This is a genomic window from Pseudoalteromonas sp. 31A1, from assembly GCF_011378815.1.
Classification (GTDB): Bacteria; Pseudomonadota; Gammaproteobacteria; order Enterobacterales; family Alteromonadaceae; genus Pseudoalteromonas; species Pseudoalteromonas arctica.
The window spans coordinates 68,434-95,304 of record NZ_WTKY01000018.1; the positions used below are offsets into that span (position 1 = coordinate 68,434).

A 26,871-nucleotide genomic window follows, 5' to 3' on the forward strand; every position below is an offset into this window, starting at 1 on the left:
GACTTAGCGTATTATTCGGCTAATATAGTTTTTCCTTCTTTGAGGATGTATGCGTCTAGATATTCACTGTGCTGATCGAATTGGTATTGCTCAAGAAATCCTTAATATATTAGTTAACTACAGCGTTGATTTGAAAGGAATTGAAGTCGATTCTATAAATTGCCGTATGTACGTTAGTTTTCCCGAAATTGAATTTGAACAATTCCAAAAAATTATGCCATCGATACGTTTAATCGACGGTGTACATGATGTGCGTACCACTGCATTTTTACCATCTGAGCGTGAACACAACGAATTAAATACTTTACTACGTGCATTGCCTGATGGGGTTATCTCTATTGATGCCAAAGGTTGGGTGCGTTTATGTAACGATGCAGCATGTAAAGACTTACAGCTAATTGAAAAAGACGTGATTGGTGCAAATATTAATAACCTGCTTAAAGGCTTTAACTTTACACGCTGGTTAGAAGGTAAAGAAGTACTCGGACAAACCACTCGCGTTGAAGTTGCTGGTGAGGATTTTATTGCAGACATTTTGCCAATTGCAGTGCCTCAAGGTAGTGAAGGTGATGTGCTTGCTGGTGCGGTTATTAACATTAAATCGCAAAGTCGGTTAGGGCAGCAAGTCAGTGCATTTAGACGTTACGGGCAAGAAAGCTTTGCTACTATCCATAACTTTAGTACGGCAATGCGCCGAGTTGTGCGCGAAGCACGCAAAATGGCGCAACTAGAAGCCCCTATTTTGATTACTGGTGAAACAGGAACAGGTAAAGAGTTATTAGCTAGAGCGTGCCATTACGCATCTAATCGTTCTGTTAAACCTTTTATTGCACTGTCGTGTGCTTCACTTCCTGATGATGTTGCTGAGTCTGAGTTATTTGGTTATGCCGGGTACGAAGAAAATGCAGCGCCAAAGCGCGGTGTATTAGAGCAAGCCGATGGTGGAACTGTATTTTTAGATGAAGTTGGCGAAATGTCGACTCAACTACAAACCAAGTTACTGCGTTTTTTACAAGATGGTACGTTTAGAAAAGTAGGCGATGAGAACGAAGTTAAAGTAAATGTACGTATTGTTGCCGCTACTCAAAAAGACTTACCTGCAATGGTACAAGAAGGGGTTTTTAGAGAAGACTTATATTACCGTATAAACGTGCTTACTTTAGAAATAGCGCCACTAAGAGATAGAAAAGCAGATGTAGGACCACTTGCAGAGCATTTTATTCAAAAATATGCGCAACAAAATGGTCATGCAATTCCTGTTTTATCACAAGAGTGTTTGAGCTTTTTACAAGAGTATCCGTGGCCAGGAAATGTTCGTCAGCTGGAAAATGCAATTTACCGCGCAGTGTCGTTACTAGATGATAGCGAGCTTCGCGTAGAGCATTTACAGTTACCAACTTTTACCCATGATTTAGGGTATTTAGAGTCTGATTTTGAAGGCTCATTAGATCAAGCTGTTAAACGTTTTGAAGCGACTTTACTTCGCAAACTCTACCCAGCTTATCCAAGCTCACGTCAGTTAGCTAAGCGATTGGGCCTAAGTCACACCGCGGTAGCTAATAAGTTACGTGATTACGGTATTAACCGAAAAACAGTAAAAGTGTAATTGGCCTAAATAAATTAAAATATGGGGACTAATTTTTAGTGCCCATATTTTTTGTTACCCCGTTAATTGCAATCGTCTCAATACCTTCTTCGTTAAAGTTCATTACAATGCTGGCGTTATTACGAGTGAAAAAATAGCTACGGCCATTTAGCTCAATAACATAGTCACCTTTTACCGGATCGCTAAACTGCTGCTTTTTTAAAGTGACCTTATGTTCGCCAATTTGCCATTCAAACTCTTCAATAAACCCATTATTAAATTCTTGAATCCATACTTGGCTGTCATCTTTTGAAAGCGTGATGGCGACAGAATAAGAGCTAGGAATTTGCTCCATATTGTAACTTTTAGATCCAATAGTGAATTTCTCAGCTTTTTGCTGCCATTCAAAACCAAATTTAAATTCTTTAACTACACCAGTAGGGTAAGTAATAGAGCCTTTACCCGGTAATGAAAAATCGGCAAAAGCATTATAACTAGGCACTAATAGAGTTAGCGCAGTAATAATTTTTAGTTTTGACTTCATGAGTTATCTTTTTATTGTAATAATGATTTAAGATTAAAGTAGAATATTCGTCTTCGCAAGGGGCTATGCTACACTCGAATAAATTTAACTGGTAAGACCTTTTTTGTGAACTTATATATTCGACTTTTATTATTGTTTTTTAAAATTAAACGTAACAAGCAATATCAAAATTTACTTGATACGGTAGATATTGATTACAAAGCTCTACCTACTGATTGTGACATTAATTTACATTTAACAAACTCACGTTACCTCGCGATGATGGATTTATCTCGAACTTGGATGACTGAGCGCGTTGGCTTGCTTAAACAAATAATGAAGCGTCGCTGGTTTCCGATTGTTAACGCAACTGCTATTACTTATATTCGTGATATTAAGCCTATGCAGCGATATACAATAAGTACTAAGTTAGTTGGATGGGATCATAAATACTTTTATATTGAGCAAAAGTTTCACTCAGAACGAGGCTTACATGCTATTGCTTATGTACGCGGTGTATTTAAAAGTAAAAAAGGTATTATAAGTATTGAAGAAATGCTTGAAGTGGCTGGTTTTGATGGCCAAACACCTATATTGCCAAGTGAAGTTATGCACTGGAAAGAAATGCTAGAGCAGAAAAAGTTAAGTAACCTGCCCTAATCTCTACAAATGAAAAAAAAGGCCTTTCGGCCTTTTAACACACATTGTAATTGGGTAACTACGTACTACTTTATATATGCTTTAAAAGCTGTATCTAACACCGAACATAGCAACAACGGGGTCAAGCTCAACAGTTGATGTAAGTGCTTTTGCACCATTAGCATAAACAGTGGCATCGGTATCAATATCCATAATTGATACCATGGCGTGTAGACCCCAGTTTGCATCAATTTTATAGTTAGCACCTACCTGAGCCATAAAGCCAAACGAATCATCTAATTTTACTTCTACATCGTCTGTTCCTAGCGTCGCTTTAAGTGCTTGAGAAGGTTGCTCATCAAAAAATGCAGTGTAGTTTATGCCTACGCCTATAAAAGGTCTTAGCGCATAACTTGTGTCTAAAAAGTGGTATTGCGCAACTAAAGAAGGAGGAAGCTGTTTTATATCTGCAATTTTGTTGCCTGCTAAGCCGCCTGCGCCATTCACATCGTGTGAAAAAGGTGTTGCTGCTATTAGTTCTAACACCCATTGATCGTTAAATGCATAATCTACAGTGATACCTAGTTGAGTATCTGAATCACCTTTAAGGCCCAGCGTAGGTGCTTCATTAATTGCTGAGCTACTATTATCAGGGTTTACGTTAATAGCGCCAACATTTACGCTAAAGTTAGCGTGTGCAGCTGGAGAGAGTGCTAATAAAGAGGTTAATAATGCGATGCTAATTTGAGTTTTCATGTTGTTCTCCAAGAACTACTGTTTGATTGGCGCTATTATTACCGAGCAATAAAAATGAAAACCTGTTCTAGATCAAAGTTTAAAAAACATTTTAACCTTGTGGAGTGCTTTATTGATTTAGATTAAATTTAGCGTCGTTCTGCTTTTGAAAAGATTGACATATTTATTTCATCAACAGTCATATGAATGTATTAAGGCTGACATCGCTTAGTCATAAACTCACGTTTTAATAAAGGCACATTAAATAATAAAGTGTGTTTAACATGTTTTTAGAAGCATTCGAAAAAAAATCAAAAACAACGGATATTCAAAAAGAAGTTGTAGAGCACTTACAAACACTAATTCGCTTTGAATCAGTAACCCCTAACCAAGCGGGTGCAATTGATTGGCTTGCAGATAAATTGGTGGATTTAGGTTTAAGTTGCGAGCAATTTACTATAAATGGTGTAACCAATTTAATTGCCTGCATAAAATTCAAAGATGGCCCATGTGTTGCTTTTTCAGGGCACATTGATGTAGTACCAGCAACAAGTAGCGGTTGGTTAAGTCCTCCTTTTGAAGGGCGAGTGCGCAATGATGCAATATACGGTAGAGGGGCGGCCGATATGAAAGGGGGTGTTGCCGCCATGCTTAGCGCCACAAAAAAGTTAATTAATAGTGAATCCGCTAAAGCAGGGACACTTTACTGGCTTATCACGTCAGATGAAGAGGGAGAAGCTGAATTTGGTTCTCAAGAAATAGTTAATAAGCTTGCCAAGCAAGGTGTTGTATTAGATGGCTGTATTGTCGGGGAGCCATCAAGTGTGGCACAAGTTGGCGATACGGTTAAGAATGGCCGTCGTGGTGCGCTTTCAGCTCGGATTTTAGTTACTGGTAAGGCAGGTCATGTAGCTTATCCTCAAAACACACTCAATGCTGCTCATATTGCTGCAAAAATAGTAAATAGCTTGAGTGATCAGATCTGGTTACTCGATGTGACTAGCTCAAAAACCACACTGCAAGTGACTGGAATTAACATAAATAATGTGGTCGATAATTTAGTGCCAAGTCATTGTGAGATTACATTTAATGTACGTTATAGCCACGGTTACAGTAGCGCAGCAGTTAAAATGCAATTAATGAATACCCTAAACAAGTTTGCTGAGCATTTTACAATTGAGTGGGAACGCCCATGCGAGCCTTATTATACAAGCCATAATACGGGGTGGAGTTTACTTACTCATATTGAGCAGGCTATTTACAAAAACACTTCAAGTTACCCATTACTAAGTACAAATGGAGGGACATCGGATGGACGATTTTTTGCCAGCCCCCATACTCAAGTTATTGAATGTGGTGTGCGAAACAATACGATTCATCAAGCTAATGAACACGTATCTATTAGTGATTTACTTAAAATTGAAGCTATTTATACAACTTTACTAGAGCAGATATTTATAAATAATTAAATATAAATCGAGTACTTTATAAATATAAAGCACTCTCTTATTATTGGTTATTCTAAATAACGTTTGGCTTTGTTTTCTTTTACATTTTTAAGATCGACCAATACCAATCCATCAATACAATTATTAAAATCGGGATCAATACTAAAGCTTAAAAATTGCACGCCACCTGGTTTACAAAGTTCAGTGTATTGTTTAAATAAAGTAGGGACTTGAGCCCCCATATTAGCTAACACATGCTTTAACTCTACAAAATCTTCTTTTACGTCATTGCCGCAAAAAAGAGTATTGCACTGGGTTAGCTGTTGCTCAGTTAATTTAAATTCATTATTAGGCGTAGCTAATTCAATACCACTTTTATAGTAATGCTGATAGTAATAAACGAGCATGGCTTTTGCTTGCTCGGGTAGAGCATTTGATACACTTACAGCACCAAACAAGTATCTGTACTGTGGATAGCTTTTTATAAAAGCGCCAATGCCATACCACAAATAGTCGAGGCTCTTACGTCCCCAATATTTAGGCTGTACAAAGCTTCTACCAAGCTCAATTCCTTGTTTTAGATAGGGCGTCATAGCGTCGGTGTAAGTAAATAAGCTGTCAGTATACAAACCTTCGCGGCCATATTTTTGTATTATCTGTTGTGCACAGGCTAATCGATAAGCACCTACCAGCTCTAGCTGCATTGGGTCCCACAGTACAAGGTGTTGGTAATCCATATCGTATTTATCTATATCACGACGCTTACCACTACCTTCACCGACTGCTCTAAATGCAATTTCTCTAAGGCGTCCAAGCTCTCTAAAAATAGGGGAGCTTCCTGTATATTGATAGAGATGAATATGCATACCGTCTTGTGTTTTGCCAAGAAGTTTGCATTGCTCAATTGCTTTTTTTAGCTCTTTTCTGCACTCAGGAACCGCAATAGGGGTTTGTGTTTTAAGCGGCAAGGCTTTTTTAGTGGTAAGCCTATAAAGCTGTTTTCGTATAAGGTTTACAACTTCTTTATCTTTAAGGTTTTCTATTAAGTAAGATTCAGGAGGGATAGATGCACCAATTTCAAACTCTAAAGATTTTTGGCGCTGCTTAAACATTTCAGCCACTAATAGTAAACTTGCTAAAGGTTTATAAATCATTGATGTGCCATAAAAAAGTGGACTGTTTTTGGCTTTAATATAAATAGGTAAAATAGGGCAGTTAGCTTTTTTTGCCATACGTAAAAAGCCACTATTCCATTTGCAGTCTTTAATACCTGTTGGCCCTAATCGCGATACTTCTCCTGCCGGAAATATAAGTAATGCGCCTTCATCCTTTAAATGGTTTTGTATATTACTAAGCTCTTGTTTCTTACTCATGCCTGATAAGTTATCTACGGGGAGTAAAAGTGAGTGCATTGGAGTAACCGACATCAACATGCGGTTTGCCACTACTTTTAAATCCTGTCTTACAGTTGAAAGTACTTTAATCAGTGCTAAAGCATCTAATGAACCAATAGGGTGGTTAGCAACGATAACAAGTTTACCCTCATTAGGAATATGTTCTATCTGCTTAGGTTTATAGCGCGTATCAAAATTGAGTTCATCGAGCACTTGTTCAACAAATTCTAATCCTTGTAGGTGAGGGTAGGCATCACCAAAAGCAACAAACTCTTGTTCATGTAATAAGTAGCCTAGGCCTTTTTTTACTAAACCTTTTACTTTTGGAGAGTTCTCTAGTTGTGGTAAGTTTGCAGCAATTACTTTATCAACACTTATCATATTAACCTCATATTCCGTTTGGGCTATTCGCCATACATGTAAGATTAAAAAAAGGGTGTGACAGTTACTTTGCAGTAGTGTGACTTTTTAAAGTGCTAACTTATAAACTGTGTATTGTTAGGAGAATTTATGTCGGTATTGGTTGCTATAACTGGGCGTGACAACACAAAACTAATAACGAAGTTACAAGAGCGATTACCAAATACGCTGATAGAGCAATGGCCTGATTGCAAAAACGCACATGATGTGGATTTTGTACTTGCGTGGAAAGCGCCAGAATCTATGTGGCCACAGCTACCTAACTTAAAGGCTGTGTCGTCATTTGGTGCTGGCGTAGATAGTATAGATTTAACATTACTCGACGAAAGTGTTGAAGTAGTACGTATTGTTGACATGCAACTAGCTGAAGATATGGCGGAATATGTACTGACACATGTGTTAGCTCAAAAGTTACGTTTAAAAGAGTATTACATTAAACAAACACAGCAAACATGGAAGCCAAAGCGGGCGCATAGTAATAAACATGTCGGCATACTTGGGTTTGGTGAATTAGGTAAAGCATGCGCGCAAAAGCTTATAAATAATGGCTTTAAGGTAAGTGCCTGGGCGCAAAGTAATAAAAACGCGACTAATGTCGAAATTTTTTATGGCGAGGAAGGCCTCAATAGTATGCTTTCTGATGTTGACTACCTTGTATGTCTATTACCCCTTACGCAAGCAACGACAGGCATTATTAATCACTCAATGCTCGCAAAGCTACCTAAACATGCTGTTGTTATTAATGTGGCACGCGGTGCTCATGTTGTTCAGCAAGACTTACTAAGTGCATTAAATAACGATAGCTTACGCGCAGCTACACTCGACGTATTTGATCAAGAACCTTTAGCGTCGAATCACCCTTACTGGGGAAACCCCAAAATAACGCTTACACCACATTGCGCGGCGATTTCTGATTTAAATAGTGTTATAGAGCAAATAGCCGATAATATTGAATGCTTGAATAAGGGGTTAGTACTTAATAATCCAATAGATAGAACTAAAGGTTATTAGCTGATAGCTAATTAGTTTAAAAAACAGCTTGTTAACATTTGTAATTTTCATTAGTGTAAAAGGTATTCTCACTAATAAAAAATACAAAGAGGGTGTTATGAAATCGAGTCAAAGTGGCGTTAAATTAAGCCTAGTTATTATTTCAATTATTATACTTGGTGTTTCAGCTTGGTTTAATCAGGCTAATGCCGAGGATACTCCTTCTAAAATACAAACCCAAAGCGAGTTAACAATAGCGGACTAACCTACTTACTATGTATTCCTCTTTTTTCGTGTTTCTTCTCGTGACTCTTTTTAGCAGTATACAAGCATTATTTTCACAGTAGTGCTTGTGTGCCCCTGAAGCTCTAATTTTCATCTTGATTGAAAGTGCTTTTTAATATTTTTAAATTCTTAACAAAAAAAAGCCCAGTAATGCTGGGCTATTAAATATTCTAGGGAAAAGTTGTTAACTTTGGGTTACATTAAATTGCCCAAATGTATAAACTTTAAACAAGTAAAAAGTATTGATCAACACTAAACTCATATTTGAAATAACACTCGACGACATAAGATCTAAGCTAAATGATAAGAATAATAAACCACACGCACTAATGGCGGCAACGCGCAGCAGTGTTATCTGGTTAATAAAGAATGCACCTAAACCTAGTGCAAGTAGTGTAGTATTTAAAAGCCAATCTAGCTCGTTTAGCATGGTCGTTTCAATAGTTCAGTTGTTGAAAAAAGGAGCGCCATTATGTTGATCTTTTGCGCACCTTTCAACCAAGTAATTTTAAATTTTCAGATTAGTTTTTTTAATGCTAAAAGTAGCTACCGATTGCTGAAAATAAACCATTATCAGCAATTACTTGATACTTTTGGCAGCTCTCTGGTTTTTGTAAATCACTGCATAAATAAAGGGACTCACGGCTAGAATCATAGGTGGGGTGTAGGTTTGAATCAATTAAAGTAGCCCCCTTGCCAAAGAATCCGGGCCAGTAAACACTCTCACTTACCATCCCTAATTTTTTATAGGTGAGTAAGGTAGGTTTTGGAAAAGCTAAAATTATTACAGCAACGACAGCGAGTGATATAAACAGTCCTTTTTTTTGCGTTGTTTTTTGGCTTATATCATTCTTTGCACTGGAATTTAACTCGCCAGGTGAAGGGCGCTGAGTAGAACGCTGAGGTTTTCTTTTTTGCGCTGTTTTTTTTCTTGCCGGTGCTTTACCTAGCAACGATTGTTTATTTGGGGTTTTAGACATAAAGCAAATCTGGCCTTTTTTCCGTAGGTCTCTATAATTAAATGAGTAAATTTATATACTAAGCTAATTATTATGATAACTTAAAGTTAGCTTATAGCCTACGAGGAATAAAGATGAATACGCAGCTATCAATTTTAATTGTAGATGACGTTAGCACAGTGCGTAGTTTTTTGAGCCAAACGCTCATGCACTTAGGGATAGATAACGTAAAGGAAGCATCTACTGCCTCACAATGTATTAGTGAGTGCCAAGCTGCAAATTATAATATCATTTTTTTAGACATTGAATTGCCAGACGGTGATGGTAAAGATTTGATTGCACAAATCAATGAATTAAGCCCAGAGACAAATGTGGTTATGGTATCTGCACATTCAGGTATTGAGAATGTTAAGGATGCAATTGATAAAGGCGCTAAAGGGTTTGTAGTAAAGCCATTTACACCTAAAAAAATAGCGGCAATGCTTAAGAAGTTTTATCCAGATTTAGAAAATGTCTAATAAAGTAAGTACATTTAAAATTTAAACAAAAAAAAACCGGCAAAAGCCGGTTTTTTATATTCTATCAAAAACAAATTATAGAGCTTTAATCTTAGCTGCTATACGGCTCTTATGACGAGCTGCTTTGTTTTTGTGAATTAGACCCTTAGTTGCGTAACGGTCTAGGATAGGTGTAGCAACAGAAAAAGCTTGCTGTGCAGCTTCTTTATCGCCCGCTTCAATAGCAACAATTACTTTTTTGAAGTAAGTGCGCATCATTGAACGACGGCTTGCGTTGTGCTGACGGTTTTTTTCGCTTGTGATAGCGCGTTTTTTTGCAGACTTGATGTTAGCCAAGGTTTGCTCCTAACAATCTTAAAATAAAGCTTAAATTAAAGGCCGTGGAATATGCCTGTTTCTATCATGGATGTCAATTTAAATTTAACAATCCAAGAAAAACTGCACCATATAACGAGCATCAATTTGCCGCTTTAGCAGTTAATACCGACATTGTAACAAAGCACAGACCCCCAGCCTAGTGCTTTAAAGCGATTTATAAAAAAGACTGTGGCATAATCGCTTATCTTGAGGATTTTTGAGTAGGTTTAAGGTGTCAAAAGGTTTATTTCGCTCCGGTATGATTGTTAGTTGTATGACTATGATATCGCGTATTTTAGGGCTCGTTCGAGATGCTGTTGTTGCCAATTTATTAGGCGCAAGTGCGGCGGCTGATGTTTTTTTATTTGCTAACCGTATTCCTAATTTTTTACGTCGTTTATTTGCAGAAGGTGCCTTCGCACAAGCATTTGTACCTGTGCTGAGTGAAATTAAAGAACAGCAAGGCGACGACAAGGTCAGACTTTTTGTTGCACAAGCAGCAGGCACATTAGGAACCATTTTACTGATTGTCACTATTATAGGTGTTGTTGCTTCACCCGTTATTGCAGCATTGTTTGGCACCGGTTGGTTTATAGATTGGTGGCAGGGCGGACCCAATGCCGAAAAGTTTGAACTTGCAAGTTCATTACTTAAATTTACATTCCCTTATTTGTTTTTTGTAAGCTTAGTTGCGCTTAGTGGTGCGGTAATGAACGTGTATAACCGTTTTGCTGTTGCTGCATTTACACCTGTTTTACTCAATGTTTCTATCATTACATGTGCAATTTTTTTACATGATAAATTTAGTGTTGGGGCTTATTCACTCGCAATTGGCGTATTTATTGGTGGCGTTGTGCAGTTATTGTTTCAACTTCCATTTTTATACCGTGCAAAAATGTTGGCGCGTCCACGCTGGGCATGGCAAGACGAAAACGTAAAAAAAGTACGTAAACTTATGCTTCCTGCTTTGTTTGGCGTATCTATTAGCCAAATTAATTTGTTGCTTGATACCATGATTGCTTCATTACTGATGACAGGCTCGATTGCATGGCTTTATTATTCAGACCGTTTAATTGAATTTCCGCTGGGCTTATTTGGTATTGGTATTGCGACAGTTATTTTACCGGCGCTCTCTAGGTTACATAGCAGTAAAAAAAGTAGTGACTTTCAGCATACCCTCGACTGGGGGGTACGTTTTGTTATATTTTTAGGCCTACCAGCAATGATAGGTCTAATGATCATCAGCCCGCTTATTATCACCGTATTGTTCGACCACGGTGCGTTTAAAGAAGACAGTGTTGATCATGTTAAAGCAGTAAGTTTAGGCGTAGTCGCATATTCAGTAGGGCTTGTAAGCTTTATGCTGATTAAAGTACTTGCTCCTGGCTTTTATGCTCGTCAAGACACAAAAACGCCGGTGCGTATTGGTATTATTACCTTAGTGTTGAATATGGTATTTAATATTATGCTGGCTCCTTTCATTGGTTATTTAGGATTAGCACTTGCTACTTCGCTATCGGCTAGTTGTAATGCATTTTTGCTGTATAGGCAGCTTAAAAAAGAAAATGTGTATCAGTTTTCATCAATGAGTATGCGCTTTACACTTAAATGTGTTGTTGCAAGTATGGTTATGGGAGCTGTTACATGGTTTGTGAGCAGTTACTATTACTGGGCTACATGGGCTTTTACACAGCAGGTAGTCTTATTAATAGCACTCGTGGCTTTGGCAGGTATTAGTTACTTTGCAATGCTATTTTTGATGGGCGTTAGACTAAATACGATAAAAAGTGTAGCAATTACTGAATCAAACTAAAAAAAAGATTATAATCGGCAACTCTGCGGCTTTAATTAATTTTTAGTCGTAATTAATAGCTCGCTAAACAAGGCATTAGGTGGCATGGAGTTAATTAGAGGTATACACAATATTCGCCCACACCACTTTGGTTGTGTGTTAACTATTGGTAATTTTGACGGTGTTCATTTAGGCCACGCAGAAGTACTAAAAGGCTTACTTACTGATGCTAAAGCGCATAGTTTGTCTAGCACTGTAATGCTATTTGAACCCCAGCCACAAGAATTTTTTGCTAAAAACAATGCCCCAGCACGGCTAACGCGCTTACGAGATAAGCTACGTTTGCTTAGTGATTTAGGTATTGAGCGAGTTATTTGCATTAGCTTTAATCAGCAATTTGCAAACATGCATGCTGAGCAATTTGTTAATGATATTTTGATTAAAAAGTTAGGTGTTAAAGCTCTCACTGTTGGCGATGATTTTAAGTTTGGAAAGCAGCGCCAAGGTAACTTTGACTTACTTGCTAGCATGGGCAAGCAAGCGGGCATGGACGTAAAAAGCACCGCGAGTTTTCGTCAATTAAATGCTAGAGTAAGCAGCACTTTAATACGAGATGCTTTGGCATCTGGTGACTTAGCAAGTGCTAAAACAATGCTTGGTCACGATTATGCTATTTCTGGGCGTGTTATACACGGCTGGAAAAGAGGACGTGAACTCGGTTTTAGAACGGCAAATATTGCCCTAAAACGCCAAGTGTGTCCTGTCAACGGGGTGTTTGCAGTGCAAGCAACGATTGCAGGAAAACAGATTTTTGGAGTTGCAAATGTAGGCAATAAGCCGACATTTAATGGAACTCGTGCATTATTAGAAGTTCACCTTTTTGATTTTGCACAGGATATTTACGGACAATTTATGCATGTGGAGTTAATAAAAAAACTTCGCAATGAAAAAAAATTCGAGACATTAACACAATTAACGGCGCAAATAGCAACTGATGTTGCTGCCGCTAAGCAGTGTTTTGGTTTAAATCAGGTAGCCGATAGAGACGGAATGTAGGATAAATGAGCGACTATAAACATACTTTGAACTTACCGGAAACACCGTTTCCAATGCGTGGCAATTTGGCACAACGTGAACCAAAAATGCTTAAAGCATGGTATGAAGACGACCTGTACGGTCAAATTCGCAGCGCTAAGAAAGGTAAAAAGACCTTTATTTTGCATGACGGCCCTCCGTATGCAAATGGCGACATCCATTTAGGCCACTCAGTTAATAAAATATTAAAAGACATTATTGTTAAGTCTAAAACATTATCTGACTTTGATTCACCATTAGTCCCAGGTTGGGATTGTCATGGTTTACCAATCGAGTTAATGGTTGAGAAAAAAGTAGGCAAGCCGGGCGTAAAAGTAACCGCGAGCGAGTTTCGTGAAAAATGCCGTGCATACGCTAAAAAACAAGTTGAAGGTCAAAAAGTTGATTTTAAACGCTTAGGCGTATTTGCAGATTGGGATAAGCCTTACTTAACAATGAACTTTGACTTTGAAGCGAATGCAATTCGTGTACTTGGTCGTATTATTGAAAAAGGTCATTTGCATAAAGGTGCTAAGCCTGTGCATTGGTGTACAGATTGTGGTTCTGCATTAGCAGAGGCTGAAGTTGAATATCAAGATAAGCAATCTCCTGCTATTGATGTACGTTTTACATTTGTTGATCAAGATGCTGTTGTTAACGCGTTTGATTTGGCTGATGGTCATAAAGGTGAAGGCAGTGTTGGTACTGTTATTTGGACAACAACACCGTGGACGCTTCCAGCAAACCGCGCAGTAGCTGTGCATGCCGATTTAGAATATGCATTGGTGCAGGTTGAAGATGAAGGCGTACAACAACGTCTAATTTTAGGCTCTGAGCTTGTTAAAGATGCAATGGACCGCTTTGGTTTTAATCACTTCCACGTATTAGGTTATGTAAAAGGTGCTGCACTTGAAAACTTACAAGTAGCCCATCCTTTTTATGATTTTAATGTACCAGTGATTGTTGCAGAACACGTAACGACTGACTCAGGTACCGGTGTTGTACATACAGCACCAGGGCATGGTCAAGAAGATTTCGTGGCTGGTTTAAATTACAACCTTGAAGTAGCTAACCCTGTTGGCGCTAATGGCGTTTATTTACCAGATACTGAACTTTTTGCAGGTCAGCATGTATTTAAAGCAAATGCGAGCGTAATTGAAGTATTAAAAGAGCACGGTGCATTAATGCATCATCATGCTATAACTCATAGTTACCCACATTGTTGGCGCCATAAAACACCGATTATTTTCCGTGCTACACCACAATGGTTTGTAAGTATGGATCAGGCTAACTTGCGTGAAGATTCTTTAAAAGAAATTAAAAACACGCAGTGGTTGCCAGAGTGGGGCGAAAGCCGTATTTCGAACATGGTTGAAAGCCGCCCAGATTGGTGTATATCTCGCCAACGTACTTGGGGTGTGCCAATTGCATTGTTTGCTGATAAAGATACCGGTGCACTTCATCCAAATACTCAAGAACTCATTGAGCAAGCTGCACAGCTAGTTGAAAAATCTGGTATTCAGGCATGGTACGATTTAGAACCAGCCACATTACTTGGTGAAGAAGATGCCAAGCAATACATGAAAGTGCAAGATACGCTAGATGTATGGTTTGACTCAGGTGTTTCACATGCATGTGTTGTAGACGCACGTGAAGACCTAGTTGGTCCAGCTGATTTATACCTTGAAGGTTCTGATCAACACCGTGGTTGGTTTATGTCATCAATGATGACATCAGTGGCTATTAATGGTCATGCGCCATACCGCCAAGTATTGACTCATGGTTTTACCGTTGATGAAAACGGCCGCAAGATGTCTAAGTCGCTAGGCAATGTTATTTCTCCACAAAATGTGATGAATAAACTAGGTGCCGACATTCTACGTTTATGGGTTGCCTCTACCGATTACACGGCAGAAATGACTGTGTCGGATGAAATATTTAAGCGCTCTGCCGATCGCTACCGCCGTATTCGTAACACTAGCCGTTACTTACTAGCTAACCTAAATGGTTTTGATCCAAAAACTGATCAAGTTGCTGTTGATGATATGGTTGAGCTTGATAAGTGGATTGTTGGTCGTGCTGCTCAGTTGCAAGACGAAATTTTAGCCGCATACGATAGCTACCAAATGCTATTAGTAACGCAAAAGCTAATGAACTTCTGTACGGGTGAGCTTGGTTCGTTCTATTTAGACGTCATTAAAGATCGTCAGTACACAGCTAAAAGTGACAGCCATGCACGTCGTTCTTGTCAAACAGCGCTTTATCATATTGCAGAAGCAATGACGCGCTGGATGGCACCTATTATGAGCTTTACCGCACAAGAAATTTGGGAAGCTTTACCGGGTGAGCGTAGTAACTACGTATTTACATCTGTTTGGTATGATGGCTTACAAGCGCCAACAAATAGCCAATTTAGTAACGATGACTGGTTAGAAATTCTAACAGTACGCGACGAAGTAAACCGTTTATTAGAAGCTGCACGTAAAGAAGAAGTCATTGGTGCAACGCTTCAAGCAACAGTTAATTTATTTACGGGTAAAGAGCTTGCCGCTAAATTAAATGCGCTTGGTGATGAACTGCGTTTTGTATTATTAACATCGGCCGTAAATGTTTCTGAAGTTGATAGTCAGCCAGCTGATACACAAGCTACCGAAATTGAAGGTTTATTCATTAGTGTTGCTGCAACAGATGCTGCTAAATGTGAGCGTTGTTGGCATTACAGTGAAGATGTAGGTGTTAACCCTGCTCATCCTGAAATTTGTGGTCGTTGTGTAAGTAATGTTGACGGCGAAGGCGAAAAGCGTCAATTCGCTTAGGAGTTATTCTTAGTGAGCAAACTAGCCCAAAAAAGTGGTTTAGTGTGGCTTTGGTTGAGTCTATTACTATTAGTAATAGACTTTGCCAGTAAAACACTTGTTGTAGGGACTATGGCTTATCAAGAGTCGATAAACTTACTCCCTGTTTTTAGTATTACTTATGTGCATAACTATGGTGCTGCTTATAGCTTTTTAAGTGAAGCGGGTGGTTGGCAGCGTTGGTTTTTAAGTGCGATTGCCATTGCTATTAGTGCTTTACTTGTGTGGTGGCTAAAACGCTTACCTGCAACAAACAAAGTACTATGCGGTGCTTATGCACTGGTACTTGCAGGCGCTATTGGTAATTTATACGATCGTATTGCGTATGGTTATGTAATCGACTTTATTCACGTATTTTATAAAGACTCACATTTTCCTGTATTTAATATTGCTGATTGCGCTATTTGTATTGGCGCAGCATTATTGTTATTTGATGCCTTTACCGGCGAGAGTCCGAAGGAGCATAAAGCATGAGCCAAGCTGTAATTGGTGAAAACTCGCAAGTTATTTTCCATTTTTCTATTAAATTAGAAGATGGCTCTGCCGCTGATTCTACCAAGGTGCACAACAAACCTGCTAAATTAACAATGGGCGATGGCAGCTTAACGGCAAACTTCGAAAAGTGTTTATTAGGTTTAACTGCAGGCGAAAGTAAAACGTTTGAATTAGAACCTGAAGATGCGTTTGGTCAGCCAAATCCAGATAATATTTACTACGTTGACCGTAGTAAATTTGGCCCAGAAACACCAGCCAAAGTAGGTGCAATAATTGCGTTTACTCAACCTGACGGTACTGAGCTTCCTGGATTAGTTCGCGAAGTGCAAGGTGAGTCGGTAACGATTGATTTTAATCACCCTTTATCTGGCCAACGTTTAACGTTTGAAGTTGATATTATTGAGGTGGAAGGTTAATGGAAATATTACTAGCTAATCCACGCGGCTTTTGCGCTGGTGTTGACCGTGCTATTAGTATTGTTGAGCGCGCCCTAGATATTTTTGAAAAGCCAATTTATGTGCGCCACGAAGTAGTACATAACCGCTATGTGGTTGATGGATTAAAAAGTCGTGGTGCGGTATTTGTTGAAGAGCTTGATCAAGTACCTGACGACAGCATTGTTATTTTTAGTGCACATGGTGTTTCGCAAGCTGTTCGCAGTGAAGCAAAACGTCGTGATTTAAAAGTATTTGATGCAACGTGTCCGCTTGTAACTAAAGTACATATGGAAGTTACACGTGCGAGTCGTAAAGGTATTGAGTGTATTTTAATTGGACACCATGGCCACCCTGAAGTAGAGGGAACAATGGGACAATATGATAACTCAGCCGGTGGCATTTATCTTGTTGAAACCGTTGATGATGTTGTTGCGCTTAATGTAAAAAATGCTGAAAATCTTTTTTATTGCAGCCAAACAACACTCTCAGTTGATGACACAGCAGATGTTATTGATGCACTACGCAATAAGTTTCCATCAATTGACGGACCTCGTAAAGATGACATTTGTTATGCAACGCAAAATCGTCAAGACGCTGTTCGTGACTTAGCTGATAAAGTTGATGTGCTATTAGTTGTTGGCGCTAAAAATAGCTCTAACTCTAATCGCTTACGTGAACTTGCAGATAAAATGGGCACAGTTGCTTATTTAATTGATGACGCAACTGATGTACAAGAGCAGTGGGTTTCAGGCTCTAAATCAGTTGGCGTAACTGCGGGAGCATCTGCGCCAGAAGTACTTGTACAACAAGTAATAAGCCGATTAAAAGAGCTTGGTGGCACACAGGTTGTTGAGAACCCAGGTGAAGTAGAAAATATAGTATTTGCTGTTCCTGTAGAGCTACGTTAATTTAAATATATTAAACATTTAGATTAAAGGAGAGTCGTTATGAGCAAGTCACTTCAAAATGATGGTTTGCTTTTTTCGGCTCTTTTTAATGAGCGAGGCGTATTAGCCACGCTTATTGTTTCTCAAGTTATTGCTATTGTTTTAGCTTTTGCACCTAATGTAGAAGGAGATATTTGGCTACGACTTGGGATCATTAGTTTGTTTATGCATTTAATTGTTTTAGTCGGTACCTCTTCTTTATACTTTTGTAGATTTTTCTTACAAAAACGTACTCAAACTTTTCAATTAAGTCTATTTTTTGCCTTTTTTTTATTATCTACCTGTATTTTTAGTATTTTATTTTCTCATTTTGCTTTTGATATAGATGATACAAATAACCTAATTTATTTCACACTTCGCAATTGCATTATAGTGGCTTTGCTGGCGGCTTTATTCGTCCAGTTTTTATTAATTCATTTTGAAAAAGAGCAGCAAACTAAAGCTCTTTCTCGTGCTGAGCTTGATGCCCTACAAGCTAGAATACGTCCTCATTTTTTATATAATAGTTTAAACACTGCTGCAGAACTTACTCATCATGATGCCGATGCGGCAGAACAGGCTATTTTAGCATTAGCCGCATTATCGCAGGCTGCAATGCACTCGGGGAAGAATGTATCTCTTGAAGATGAAATAACGCTGAGTAAGCAATATATCGCACTTGAAACGTGGCGTTTTGGTAATCGCTTAAGAGTTGATTGGCAAATACCTAATGAACTACCCGCATTGAGTATTCCTTGCTTAACCCTGCAGCCATTAATTGAAAATGCTGTATGCCACGGCGTTGAAACAAGTGAGCATGGTGCAGAAATAAAAGTAGAGCTACATATCACTACCGGCTATATAACCATGATTGTTTCTAACCCTATAACAATTTCTAATGCTCAAACTAGGCCTAATAACGGAATGGCGCTTGAAAATATTCGCCAGCGATTAAATATTTATTATAAAAATAAAGCGCAGCTAACAATTACTAATAAAAATGATGTGTTTAGGGTCAAGGTCGTTATCCCTAAGCTAATTGAGGGCAGTGTATGAATGTACTCATTGTTGATGATGAACCTCTTGCGAGATCTCGCTTAATCCGTTTGTTGGCACATGATAAAAGCATAGTTGTACAAGGTGAGGCAAGTAATGGTAAGGAAGCTCTAGTACTTGCTAAAAAGCAAACACCTGATTTGATTTTTTTAGATGTTGATATGCCTGGTATGAATGGTTTACAAGTTGCTAATGAGCTCAATAGTCTAACTCTACCTCCTGCTATTGTTTTTATAACTGCCCACCCTGAGCATGCCTTCGATGCTTTACAATTAAGCGCTGCAGGTTATTTAGTTAAACCTATTTCAGAGCAATCACTGCAGAAGGTACTTAAGCAAGTAGGCCGTTTAAATAAAGTACATATTCAAAAACAACAAAATGTAAAAGTATCTTATCAGTTAGCGGGTACTCTACGTAGTGTTGATATAAATGATGTTTTGTATTTTAGTGCCGAAGAAAAGTATACCAAAATGATATTCTCGGGTGGAGAAGCTTTACTGGAGCAAAGCCTAAAGCAATTAGAGCTGCAATATCCCGCATATGTTTTACGAATTCACCGCAATACTTTAGTGAATAAACAAAAAGTAATAGCCTTGCATTCAAAAGGGAATGGCAATCATATGATTGAGCTACAAGGGTGCAGTGAGTTATTGCCAGTGAGCCGCCGCGAGCTTAAATTAGTTAAAAATACGCTTTAGACTTATTTCGCAATTAAGTTGCCTCTGACTTAAATGCATTTACGCTTAATTACTACTGTTTTGTTGAATGAGCCGATTTAATTAACCGTTTATCAACAAATATAACCGCTTGTCTTAGTCCTCATTGATTCCTCAAATAAATAGCATAAACTTATAATCAGATAATTTTTATTTGGTTCTACTATGCAGTCATCTCAAACAAAAGTGCAAAGAGGCTTCACTCTAATTGAAGTGTTAATTGCATTTATTATTCTTAGTTTTGGCCTTCTAGGCGCAGTTGCCCTGCAAGCAAAAGCAAAGCAAGCAAGCTTTGATTCTATGCAGCGTGCTGCTGCAGTTGCACTTGGTAATGATATTGTGCAGCGTATCCGTGCTAACGATACCCCTCAAATAGCGGGACTGTACACACAAACATTTGATAGTGAAACTGCTACGACAACCTCGCAGGCGTGCTTCACAAACACTTGTAGCGCAGCGCAAGTTGCGGCCTTAGATCTTGAGCAGTGGAAAAGAGCTATAAGAGCTCGAGAAAATACGGGGTCTTTAGATGGTGCTACCGTATGTATTGCACCTACAGTAGTTGCTGGCTCGGGTGGTAAGGCATTTAATTTAGAAGTAATTGTTTCGTGGCAAGGTCGACAAGAGTTTAATGCAAATGATGCTACTGGCGCAATAAAGTGTGGAACGGCTGACAAAAAGCGCCGCTTAGTTGTATTAACTAGTTACATTTACCTTAGGAGCTAACATGAAGCAAAAAGGTTTTACACTTGTAGAAATGATGATTTCATTATTTATTGGTGGATTAATACTAGGTGGCGTTATGTTCACCTATATAGGTATGAAAGTAACCACTAAAGATACGATGACTATTGGTGAACTTCAAGAATCAGGGCGCCTTGCAATTAACATAATGCAACGTGATATTGAACAAATTGGCTTTTGGGGAACTTATTATGACGATTCGTTCACTGCAGTAAATACAGATACACTAGCAAACCCTGGAACAGACTGCTTTGAAGGATTAAATAATGGGAGTTTTCCTGATTTTGCTACAGCTAGTAATTTTAGAACTATTTACGCAAAGGTTGCTGGAGAATCAAAAGAGCTTAACTGCCTAAATAATCCAATTAAAAGTACTGACATTATTCAATTAAAATTTTTACAAGGTAAGAGTTTAACAGTTAATACAGTAACTAATGAGACTCAGGCCGATGAAAACTACTTTGTAGCTGAGCAAGAGAAAGCTCAATTTTTCCGTGGAACGGTTAACGCTGCGACTCTTAATGTTAATGCAACCGTTTGGCCATACAGCCATCATGTTTATTATCTATCAGAACAAACTTATAAAGTTAATAATAAAAATTTAACTGTACCTGCATTAATGAGAAAGCGCCTGGTTGGTGGAAGCATCAACACAGAAACTATTATGGAAGGTGTTGAGAACATGCGGTTTGTTTTTGGTCTTGATACTAACAGTGATAATCGTGTAGATACCTACCGAAGTATTCAAGATATGAAGTATACAGATTGGGAAAATCGTAAAGGTATTTTAACTGTTCAGGTTTTTTTATTAATACGCGCATTACAACCAGACCCAGGAGTTAAAATTAAAAACCAAACTTATACATTAGGTGAGGATGAAGATAAGCGTGTATTAACATTTACCGATAATTTCAGACGTACTGTGTTTACTACTACTATTCGATTAAATAATGTTGGATCAAATTTATGGCGTATCTAAAACAATCACAAAAAAAACAGCAAGGTGTAGTTCTAATTACAGCTTTAATAATGGTTATTGCAGTGACCGGTATTGCTGTGACACTTATGAGCAGTAGTAGTATTGATATTAAAATTACCAATGCAGCACAAGAGCGCGAAGTGGCCGAGAATGAACTCATTGGTGAAGTGCAGCGCATGATCTCTGATGAGGCAAATCAAGGCGCTAATAATCAGTTCTTCCTGACTCCCGATGAAGTAACTGCAATCGCGGATGGTGATGACAAAGGTATGGTGATTGCAAATCATGCAGATATGCAAAGCAAAATGACTAACCTGAACAAGGGGGCGTTAGATTTAGAATGTCCTCGACGCTTTAATTTTACTGCAGGTATATCGTGCAATATGTTACAGGTTGCCACCACAATAGAATATGGATCTAAAAGTAAACATGAACTAACTATTGTTACAGGTATAGCACAAGAAATGGCCAGCGTAAGCAAGGGGATTTAAGATGAAATTTAAATTAAACAAAGTGTTAGCCTCTTTGCTTGGCTTAACAATAAGTATGTCGGTATTCGCTGAGGATATTGAGCTTTATGTAAATCATGATGTAGAGACAGACGAAAATCCAAGAGTGTTAATGATATTTGATACCTCTGGCAGTATGGATTGGAGCGTTATCAATGGTGATGATCAAGTCTGTTACACAAAGTATCAATATGAAGAGACAACTGGACGTGGCAGAAATCGTCAAACTGTTACATATGATGCTTACCAACAGGTTACATGCTTTGCAAGTAAGCCAGAATATAATGAATACAATGAGCAATGCTATATAGGTGTAAATGGCGTTGCAGTTGCAGATTGCCATGACCGAAGAATCGATGTAGCTAAAAATGCGATGACACAATTAGTCAATGATAATGATGATATTGATTTTGGTTTGATGCGATTTAAGGATAGTGCTGGAGGGTATGTAGTAGCTAAGGTTGGAGCTAATAAATCAAATATTTTACAAGACATTGATGATTTACCTGCCAGTGGTGGAACTCCAATAACAGAGACATTATGGGAGGCTTATCGCTATATAACAGGGCAAAACCTTGATTATGGTCGATTCTATAATGATCGAGATAAAAGTATCGATAACAATGTAACTTATAGATCACCTTTTGAGCAGAGTAATGGTGAACCATTACGCTGTGATAACTCAATTAATATTATTTTAATGACAGATGGTGATCCAACTAATGATGATGGAAGGGACGCTTCAATTGCAGCTGTCCATAACAACCTTTTTACTGATGCCATCCCTTTTGACAGTGGTCGCTATAGCGGAAGCTATTTAGTTGCAATGGCTAAAATATTACATGGTACCTCGGACACGAAAGTGGATTTATACACTCCAACAAGTGATGTATTAGATACAGGCCGTGTATACACAATAGGTTTTGGTACAGGAATGAGTCAAGGGGGAATTGCTCTACTAGACAAGGCGGCAAGTGTTGGTGGAGGGCAGTATATAGAAGCAAGAACTGCAGAAGCGCTTTCAGAAGCATTAAAAAATACTATTTCAAGAATTAGAGAAGTAAATGATAGTTTTTCATCGCCTTCAGTTGCGAGTAATAATGTAGATCAAACTCGTAGCCGGGATGCTGTTTATTTTGCCATGTTTTACCCTGAAACCGGTGCTCGCTGGCGTGGAAACTTAAAAAAACTGAAAGTATCAGGGAATCAAATTGTTGACTCAAAAGGATTGTCGGCACTTGATGAGAATGGTTTAATTGACGAAAATGCAGAAACATTTTGGTTGCCAAGTGGGGAGCCAGCAGATGGTAACTTAGTTGCACAAGGTGGTGTGAACCTTCATTTAACGACATTAGATTCAGATAGCCGTAATTTATACACTGACAATCAGGGATCTATAGTAAATTTTAATACCTCAGTTGTGAGTGATATTCTCAATTTAGTCGATAACAATCCGCTAAGCTTATCGAGTAATGATATCAAATGGGCAATGGGTATAGACGTTGATGATGAAGATGGCGATGGGTCTAAGGTTGACCAGCGCAAAGATATTTTTGGTGACCCTCTGCATTCTAAACCTGTTGCAATCGATTATGGTAATGATGATATTCGAGTTTTGATAGGAACTAATGCTGGCTTTTTACATATGTTTAAGGATTCAGATGATAGTGTAAGTGAAAGTTGGGCATTTATACCGTCTGCTTTATACAACATTATTGAACCTCTACGTGAAAATCAAGCCGATACGAAAGTATATGGTATGGATGGTCCTATTAGTATTTATTTTGATAATAAAAACTTAAATAGTGATGGTTTAAATGACGGTATTATTGATGCGAGTGGCGACGATAAAGTGTGGGCTTTTGCGGGGATGCGTCGCGGTGGTAAAAATTACTACGGACTTGATATAACAAACCCGAACATACCGAAAAAATTATGGGACGCTCCAATCGAAGGTGGTAAAGGTGATTTTAAAGAGCTTGCACAAACCTGGTCAAAGCCACAAATAGCCTACATTAAAGCATTTGGTGATAAGCCTTTATTAATTTTTGGTGCTGGATACGATACAAATAAAGATGCAGCTATTCGTAGTGAGGATGATATAGGGCGAGGTATCTATATTGTTGAAGCTGAAACCGGTAAAAGGGTGTGGGCATTAACACCGGATATTAATGGCTTTAAAGGTAAGCATAGTATTGCTGCAGATATAACCACGCTTGACTCAGATTATGATGGATATATAGACCGAATTTATGCGGCAGATACCGGTGGTGATATTTGGCGTGTAGATATGCCAGGTAGTAACACTAGCGAGTTTAGCCATTATAAATTAGCTGAACTTGGTAGTAATAAAGCAACTGAAGACAGACGCTTTTTCTATAAACCACTCGTAGCACGCACAATTTATAGTAAAGTAAGCGAGTCAACAGTTAATGGTAGCACCGTTATAACACGCTTAGATACACCGTATGATGCCATAGTTATCGGCAGTGGTAATCGCTCAAAACCAACCGGCACCAATGAAAAAGATCAATTGTTTATGATCAGAGATGAAAATACGGTTACTAAATCGTATAAAACGAATGCACCAGATACTATTGTGCCTGCTGATTTGATGCAAATGAATTCAGACCCATTTGGCAATGCTCTAGATGACGTTGATGATTTTGTTGACTTAGAAGTGGGCTTGGCTAAATTTAATGGCTGGAGATATGAGTTAGGAACGGGTGAAAAGTCGCTAGCTGCTGCTACAGTTGTTGGAGGTGTTGCCTATTTTACAAGCTTCACTCCTGCATCAGATACATCGACTGAAAATCAATGTTCGCTAAGTGGTGGTGGTGGTTCTTTATACGCTTTTCACTTACATTACGGTACTAAAGTGTATGACGACCTTAAATTTACAACCAGCTATGATGTACCAGACACACCTCAGTTATACTTTGGTGAAAGCCCTTCATGTGTAGATGGTAATGGCGATGGTAAATGTGATGACGACCCAACAGTTGACGTAATACAAGAAAGTCAGTTTTATTTAATTGGGCCTGGTATTAAAGGTGAAAATGCGGAAAATCCAATGAAACCTGTAGAAATAAAAGGTCCTGGTTTAACTGTTGTTGATGGTAAAGTTGTGTTGGTTAATGACAATGCAGTAGGGTTTGGCTTTAAAACCCAACAAACATATATCTATAAACGTGAAGAAAATGACGAAGTTAATAATTAAGGAAATTAGATGAAAAAACAACACGGGTTTACCTTAATTGAGCTGATGATAGCCGTTGCTATCGTCGGCATACTCGCTTCAATTGCGCTGCCTAACTATACTGAATATGTAAAGCGTGCTTCGCGCGCTGAAGCTGCTGCAGCATTGTTAGATGCTGCAAACAAGGAGGAGCAGTATTTTGTCGATAATAGGGAATATACAGAGACATTTACTGATTTAGGATTGCAAAGTAAGACCGAAAATGGCCATTTTGAGCTATCCATAAAGGTAGTCGATAGCAATACTTTCACTATTACAGCTAAGCCTATAGCCGGTGCTGTAAAGGGGGATAACGATTGTAAAGAGCTTACAATTACTGACACAGGCCTCAAAGGTGCAAAAGGAAGTAAAGGTAACTCTGATATTGATTATTGTTGGGGTCGATAGCCTAGATTACTTCTTCTGACACTTATCAGTTGATTTGATGCGAATTCTACCCGTTTGACTTACAGATAAAGCCAATCCTTCGAGATTGGCTTTATTGCTATTGGGGCAATATATAAAAGTCCCATTTTGAAAACCATTTAAAGAACCATCTGGACGAAATGTAATGGCGTTGCGCGGATACTCTAAAGTATCAGCATCATGGACATCCTCGAAAGTGCTTAAGAGTAACTCATCATCATCTAGAGTCGTTGATTTATCTTTATCGATAAATAGTGACATTTGACCATCCCACTCGTCCTTTGTACATTGACTGCCTTTTAGTGCGCAAAGCGTGACGTAAGTACCATTTTCAATTGCGTAAAGGCGGCCATAATTTATATTTCGATGTAGTAGATTCACATGGTTATCTAATCGGTTTTTAGCCAAGAAGTCTGGATAAAACCACATCGATAATTGACTGATTACAATGACAACAGCCATTGAAACCATTAATTCAAGAAGTGTCACTCCCTTGTTTTTTGATATTGATAATCTCATCCTTGAAGACCTGAGTTAATAAATGATTAACTCAGTCTAGTAAATGATACAAATATGACAAGATGAATTTGTATGTTTTTTAACCGCAAGTCTGAGCTGTATCACCGGTATAAAAAGAAGTACCAGATTGAGATACTGTTAAAGCTTTATTATTTTCACTGCCATTATTAGGACAAAATACAAAATCACCGGGGTTCGTTGTTATTCGACCACTGGTATTAAACCGTAATCTCCTATCATTACCAGTATATTTTATTTTGTCATTAAGGCTTATTTTTTCCATAACTCGTAGTAAAGAGTCTGTAGAGCTGTTGTATTGACCGCTATTATCACCATCAATGAATACAATGATAATTTTATTTCTGTCCCATCGATTACGACATTGCATTGTGTCATTTTGATTTTTTACTTCACCGTGCTGCGCGGCACATATAACGACTATTTCATCTGTACTTGCTGCTTGAGAGCGTGCATAGCTAATATTTCTTTTTAACTCCAACAAAAAATTCTCAGCTCTATTTTCTTCTAGCATATCGCTGCTATTCCAAATCGCAATTGATGCAATGATCCCAACGATAGCAACGGTTACCATGAGTTCTAAAAGAGTGAATCCGTTTTGTTTGTTTTTCATATTAATCTCATTTACTGCTAGTCATTTAAGTATAGCTATTTTTATACAATAAATTATACCATGATCGGTTGTTTTATCACCGTAATTCAATCGCTTTGTTTGCTATGAACATCATGATTGTCTAAAATCGAGGCAACTGGAGCTTTCAAAAGTAATTAATATGAAAAAAATAGAAGCAATTATCAAACCTTTTAAGTTAGACGATGTGCGTGAAGCGTTGTCGGATGTAGGTATTACAGGTATGACGGTAAGCGAAGTTAAAGGCTTTGGACGTCAAAAAGGTCACACTGAGTTATATCGTGGCGCAGAGTATATGGTTGATTTTTTACCTAAAGTAAAACTTGATATTGTATTGACTGATGAAGATGTAGACCGTGCAATTGAAGTTATTGTAAAAACGGCACAAACAGGAAAAATCGGTGACGGTAAAATATTTGTCACTGATGTTGAGCGTGTAATACGTATTCGTACTGCTGAGGAAGATGAAGAAGCGATTTAAGATTTTCTTCTACGCAGTAAAAAGGCGCTTACTAAGCTGTCTCTTATACACAAATCCCTGCTAAGAAATTAGCGGGGATTTTTTTGAACTAAATCTCAATGTCATGATCAGATCTTCAAATC

General features: G+C 38.2%; 28 protein-coding genes. 20 read left to right on the forward strand and 8 right to left on the reverse strand.

The genetic code is table 11. The features are described from left to right. Positions 1–49: 49 nt before the first annotated feature. A complete protein-coding gene (gene tyrR / locus GQR52_RS15655) occupies positions 50–1,606 on the forward strand; it encodes a transcriptional regulator TyrR (RefSeq protein WP_007581355.1) in 1,557 nt (518 codons plus the stop codon). Between the two features lie 28 nt (positions 1,607–1,634). Here the strand turns inward: tyrR and GQR52_RS15660 are convergent, their stop codons facing one another. Further along, positions 1,635–2,129: a hypothetical protein gene (locus GQR52_RS15660; RefSeq protein WP_165729051.1), complete on the reverse strand. Its 495-nt coding sequence runs from the start codon at positions 2,127–2,129 to the stop codon at positions 1,635–1,637. Between the two features lie 105 nt (positions 2,130–2,234). Here GQR52_RS15660 and GQR52_RS15665 point away from each other — a divergent pair, with 105 nt between their 5' ends. Further along, positions 2,235–2,768 carry a thioesterase family protein gene (locus GQR52_RS15665; RefSeq protein ID WP_002958217.1) on the forward strand — a complete coding sequence of 178 codons (534 nt, stop codon included), beginning with the start codon at positions 2,235–2,237 and terminating at the stop codon, positions 2,766–2,768. 81 nt (positions 2,769–2,849) lie between these two features. On the opposite strand, the gene GQR52_RS15670 is transcribed toward GQR52_RS15665, so the two are convergent. Further along, positions 2,850–3,503 (reverse strand): OmpW family outer membrane protein, encoded by a 654-nt coding sequence (locus GQR52_RS15670; RefSeq protein WP_002958218.1) that lies wholly within the window; start codon positions 3,501–3,503, stop codon positions 2,850–2,852. A gap of 263 nt (positions 3,504–3,766) precedes the next feature. Between GQR52_RS15670 and dapE the strand changes: the two genes are divergently transcribed. Next, positions 3,767–4,951, forward strand: a complete 1,185-nt coding sequence (gene dapE, locus GQR52_RS15675; protein WP_165729052.1) for a succinyl-diaminopimelate desuccinylase — start codon at positions 3,767–3,769, stop codon at positions 4,949–4,951. Between the two features lie 47 nt (positions 4,952–4,998). Here the strand turns inward: dapE and GQR52_RS15680 are convergent, their stop codons facing one another. Then, positions 4,999–6,705 (reverse strand): lysophospholipid acyltransferase family protein, encoded by a 1,707-nt coding sequence (locus GQR52_RS15680; protein WP_165729053.1) that lies wholly within the window; start codon positions 6,703–6,705, stop codon positions 4,999–5,001. Between the two features lie 129 nt (positions 6,706–6,834). On the opposite strand from GQR52_RS15680, the gene GQR52_RS15685 reads away from it, so the two are divergent. Together GQR52_RS15685 and GQR52_RS15690 are read left to right on the forward strand one after the other, a co-directional pair. After that, entirely contained in the window at positions 6,835–7,755 is a 921-nt protein-coding gene (locus tag GQR52_RS15685; RefSeq protein WP_101217798.1) for a glyoxylate/hydroxypyruvate reductase A, read from the forward strand. Between the two features lie 97 nt (positions 7,756–7,852). Continuing rightward, entirely contained in the window at positions 7,853–7,999 is a 147-nt protein-coding gene (locus tag GQR52_RS15690) for a hypothetical protein (RefSeq protein ID WP_010555113.1), read from the forward strand. 204 nt (positions 8,000–8,203) lie between these two features. Here GQR52_RS15690 and GQR52_RS15695 read toward each other — a convergent pair whose 3' ends face one another. Both GQR52_RS15695 and GQR52_RS15700 read right to left on the reverse strand, forming a co-directional pair. Continuing rightward, positions 8,204–8,449, reverse strand: coding sequence for a hypothetical protein (locus GQR52_RS15695; protein ID WP_002958222.1), 246 nt, complete (start codon positions 8,447–8,449; stop codon positions 8,204–8,206). 106 nt (positions 8,450–8,555) lie between these two features. Beyond that, entirely contained in the window at positions 8,556–8,999 is a 444-nt protein-coding gene (locus tag GQR52_RS15700; RefSeq protein ID WP_165729054.1) for a hypothetical protein, read from the reverse strand. 113 nt (positions 9,000–9,112) lie between these two features. Here GQR52_RS15700 and GQR52_RS15705 point away from each other — a divergent pair, with 113 nt between their 5' ends. Continuing rightward, positions 9,113–9,496: a response regulator gene (locus tag GQR52_RS15705; protein ID WP_002958224.1), complete on the forward strand. Its 384-nt coding sequence runs from the start codon at positions 9,113–9,115 to the stop codon at positions 9,494–9,496. Between the two features lie 75 nt (positions 9,497–9,571). On the opposite strand, the gene rpsT is transcribed toward GQR52_RS15705, so the two are convergent. Further along, a complete protein-coding gene (gene rpsT, locus GQR52_RS15710; protein WP_002958225.1) occupies positions 9,572–9,832 on the reverse strand; it encodes a 30S ribosomal protein S20 in 261 nt (86 codons plus the stop codon). A 253-nt stretch (positions 9,833–10,085) separates the two neighbouring features. On the opposite strand from rpsT, the gene murJ reads away from it, so the two are divergent. The 13 genes from murJ to GQR52_RS15775 all read left to right on the forward strand — a co-directional run bounded on the left by murJ (position 10,086) and on the right by GQR52_RS15775 (position 25,082). Continuing rightward, positions 10,086–11,666, forward strand: a complete 1,581-nt coding sequence (gene murJ / locus GQR52_RS15715; protein ID WP_010555111.1) for a murein biosynthesis integral membrane protein MurJ — start codon at positions 10,086–10,088, stop codon at positions 11,664–11,666. 84 nt (positions 11,667–11,750) lie between these two features. Next, a complete protein-coding gene (gene ribF, locus GQR52_RS15720) occupies positions 11,751–12,701 on the forward strand; it encodes a bifunctional riboflavin kinase/FAD synthetase (RefSeq protein ID WP_024607280.1) in 951 nt (316 codons plus the stop codon). Between the two features lie 5 nt (positions 12,702–12,706). Then, positions 12,707–15,535 (forward strand): isoleucine--tRNA ligase, encoded by a 2,829-nt coding sequence (gene ileS / locus GQR52_RS15725; protein ID WP_165729055.1) that lies wholly within the window; start codon positions 12,707–12,709, stop codon positions 15,533–15,535. A gap of 12 nt (positions 15,536–15,547) precedes the next feature. Further along, a complete protein-coding gene (lspA, locus tag GQR52_RS15730) occupies positions 15,548–16,048 on the forward strand; it encodes a signal peptidase II (protein WP_007376920.1) in 501 nt (166 codons plus the stop codon). Continuing rightward, entirely contained in the window at positions 16,045–16,485 is a 441-nt protein-coding gene (fkpB, locus tag GQR52_RS15735; RefSeq protein ID WP_002958231.1) for an FKBP-type peptidyl-prolyl cis-trans isomerase, read from the forward strand. Before lspA ends, fkpB begins: the two co-directional genes overlap by 4 nt. Continuing rightward, entirely contained in the window at positions 16,485–17,414 is a 930-nt protein-coding gene (ispH, locus tag GQR52_RS15740; protein WP_007581370.1) for a 4-hydroxy-3-methylbut-2-enyl diphosphate reductase, read from the forward strand. Before fkpB ends, ispH begins: the two co-directional genes overlap by 1 nt. A gap of 39 nt (positions 17,415–17,453) precedes the next feature. Continuing rightward, complete coding sequence (locus tag GQR52_RS15745) at positions 17,454–18,488, forward strand: histidine kinase (protein WP_010555108.1); 1,035 nt, start codon at positions 17,454–17,456, stop codon at positions 18,486–18,488. Further along, positions 18,485–19,186 carry a LytTR family DNA-binding domain-containing protein gene (locus GQR52_RS15750; protein ID WP_024607278.1) on the forward strand — a complete coding sequence of 234 codons (702 nt, stop codon included), beginning with the start codon at positions 18,485–18,487 and terminating at the stop codon, positions 19,184–19,186. The genes GQR52_RS15745 and GQR52_RS15750 overlap by 4 nt, the downstream gene beginning before the upstream one ends. A 183-nt stretch (positions 19,187–19,369) precedes the next feature. Continuing rightward, a complete protein-coding gene (pilV, locus tag GQR52_RS15755; protein WP_101164149.1) occupies positions 19,370–19,930 on the forward strand; it encodes a type IV pilus modification protein PilV in 561 nt (186 codons plus the stop codon). Between the two features lies 1 nt (position 19,931). Next, entirely contained in the window at positions 19,932–20,927 is a 996-nt protein-coding gene (locus GQR52_RS15760) for a PilW family protein (protein WP_007581375.1), read from the forward strand. After that, a complete protein-coding gene (locus GQR52_RS15765; protein WP_024589418.1) occupies positions 20,915–21,418 on the forward strand; it encodes a hypothetical protein in 504 nt (167 codons plus the stop codon). The genes GQR52_RS15760 and GQR52_RS15765 overlap by 13 nt, the downstream gene beginning before the upstream one ends. A 1-nt stretch (position 21,419) precedes the next feature. Further along, the gene (locus tag GQR52_RS15770) at positions 21,420–24,656 is read left to right on the forward strand and encodes a PilC/PilY family type IV pilus protein (protein ID WP_165729056.1); all 3,237 of its coding nucleotides are present in this window, start codon (positions 21,420–21,422) and stop codon (positions 24,654–24,656) included. A 9-nt stretch (positions 24,657–24,665) separates the two neighbouring features. Continuing rightward, positions 24,666–25,082 carry a type IV pilin protein gene (locus GQR52_RS15775; RefSeq protein WP_024589416.1) on the forward strand — a complete coding sequence of 139 codons (417 nt, stop codon included), beginning with the start codon at positions 24,666–24,668 and terminating at the stop codon, positions 25,080–25,082. Positions 25,083–25,088: 6 nt separating this feature from the next. On the opposite strand, the gene GQR52_RS15780 is transcribed toward GQR52_RS15775, so the two are convergent. Next, positions 25,089–25,619, reverse strand: a complete 531-nt coding sequence (locus GQR52_RS15780; RefSeq protein ID WP_165729057.1) for a GspH/FimT family pseudopilin — start codon at positions 25,617–25,619, stop codon at positions 25,089–25,091. 79 nt (positions 25,620–25,698) lie between these two features. Continuing rightward, positions 25,699–26,250 carry a GspH/FimT family pseudopilin gene (locus GQR52_RS15785; protein ID WP_007581379.1) on the reverse strand — a complete coding sequence of 184 codons (552 nt, stop codon included), beginning with the start codon at positions 26,248–26,250 and terminating at the stop codon, positions 25,699–25,701. Positions 26,251–26,410: 160 nt separating this feature from the next. Between GQR52_RS15785 and glnB the strand changes: the two genes are divergently transcribed. Beyond that, positions 26,411–26,749: a nitrogen regulatory protein P-II gene (gene glnB / locus GQR52_RS15790; protein ID WP_002962211.1), complete on the forward strand. Its 339-nt coding sequence runs from the start codon at positions 26,411–26,413 to the stop codon at positions 26,747–26,749. Positions 26,750–26,871: the final 122 nt, after the last annotated feature.

What these genes read in the sequence shown, in the direction of transcription:
- GQR52_RS15775 (WP_024589416.1), top strand. Translation starts at nt 24,666, where the DNA reads ATGAAAAAACAACACGGGTTTACCTTAATTGAGCTGATGATAGCCGTT.
- dapE (WP_165729052.1), top strand. Translation starts at nt 3,767, where the DNA reads ATGTTTTTAGAAGCATTCGAAAAAAAATCAAAAACAACGGATATTCAA.
- GQR52_RS15695 (WP_002958222.1), bottom strand. Translation starts at nt 8,449, where the DNA reads ATGCTAAACGAGCTAGATTGGCTTTTAAATACTACACTACTTGCACTA.
- GQR52_RS15785 (WP_007581379.1), bottom strand. Translation starts at nt 26,250, where the DNA reads ATGAAAAACAAACAAAACGGATTCACTCTTTTAGAACTCATGGTAACC.
- GQR52_RS15765 (WP_024589418.1), top strand. Translation starts at nt 20,915, where the DNA reads ATGGCGTATCTAAAACAATCACAAAAAAAACAGCAAGGTGTAGTTCTA.
- GQR52_RS15700 (WP_165729054.1), bottom strand. Translation starts at nt 8,999, where the DNA reads ATGTCTAAAACCCCAAATAAACAATCGTTGCTAGGTAAAGCACCGGCA.
- GQR52_RS15780 (WP_165729057.1), bottom strand. Translation starts at nt 25,619, where the DNA reads ATGAGATTATCAATATCAAAAAACAAGGGAGTGACACTTCTTGAATTA.
- GQR52_RS15770 (WP_165729056.1), top strand. Translation starts at nt 21,420, where the DNA reads ATGAAATTTAAATTAAACAAAGTGTTAGCCTCTTTGCTTGGCTTAACA.
- ribF (WP_024607280.1), top strand. Translation starts at nt 11,751, where the DNA reads ATGGAGTTAATTAGAGGTATACACAATATTCGCCCACACCACTTTGGT.
- GQR52_RS15705 (WP_002958224.1), top strand. Translation starts at nt 9,113, where the DNA reads ATGAATACGCAGCTATCAATTTTAATTGTAGATGACGTTAGCACAGTG.
- tyrR (WP_007581355.1), top strand. Translation starts at nt 50, where the DNA reads ATGCGTCTAGATATTCACTGTGCTGATCGAATTGGTATTGCTCAAGAA.
- GQR52_RS15685 (WP_101217798.1), top strand. Translation starts at nt 6,835, where the DNA reads ATGTCGGTATTGGTTGCTATAACTGGGCGTGACAACACAAAACTAATA.
- glnB (WP_002962211.1), top strand. Translation starts at nt 26,411, where the DNA reads ATGAAAAAAATAGAAGCAATTATCAAACCTTTTAAGTTAGACGATGTG.
- ispH (WP_007581370.1), top strand. Translation starts at nt 16,485, where the DNA reads ATGGAAATATTACTAGCTAATCCACGCGGCTTTTGCGCTGGTGTTGAC.
- fkpB (WP_002958231.1), top strand. Translation starts at nt 16,045, where the DNA reads ATGAGCCAAGCTGTAATTGGTGAAAACTCGCAAGTTATTTTCCATTTT.
- pilV (WP_101164149.1), top strand. Translation starts at nt 19,370, where the DNA reads ATGCAGTCATCTCAAACAAAAGTGCAAAGAGGCTTCACTCTAATTGAA.
- GQR52_RS15690 (WP_010555113.1), top strand. Translation starts at nt 7,853, where the DNA reads ATGAAATCGAGTCAAAGTGGCGTTAAATTAAGCCTAGTTATTATTTCA.
- GQR52_RS15660 (WP_165729051.1), bottom strand. Translation starts at nt 2,129, where the DNA reads ATGAAGTCAAAACTAAAAATTATTACTGCGCTAACTCTATTAGTGCCT.
- GQR52_RS15680 (WP_165729053.1), bottom strand. Translation starts at nt 6,705, where the DNA reads ATGATAAGTGTTGATAAAGTAATTGCTGCAAACTTACCACAACTAGAG.
- GQR52_RS15745 (WP_010555108.1), top strand. Translation starts at nt 17,454, where the DNA reads ATGAGCAAGTCACTTCAAAATGATGGTTTGCTTTTTTCGGCTCTTTTT.
- GQR52_RS15760 (WP_007581375.1), top strand. Translation starts at nt 19,932, where the DNA reads ATGAAGCAAAAAGGTTTTACACTTGTAGAAATGATGATTTCATTATTT.
- ileS (WP_165729055.1), top strand. Translation starts at nt 12,707, where the DNA reads ATGAGCGACTATAAACATACTTTGAACTTACCGGAAACACCGTTTCCA.
- GQR52_RS15750 (WP_024607278.1), top strand. Translation starts at nt 18,485, where the DNA reads ATGAATGTACTCATTGTTGATGATGAACCTCTTGCGAGATCTCGCTTA.
- GQR52_RS15670 (WP_002958218.1), bottom strand. Translation starts at nt 3,503, where the DNA reads ATGAAAACTCAAATTAGCATCGCATTATTAACCTCTTTATTAGCACTC.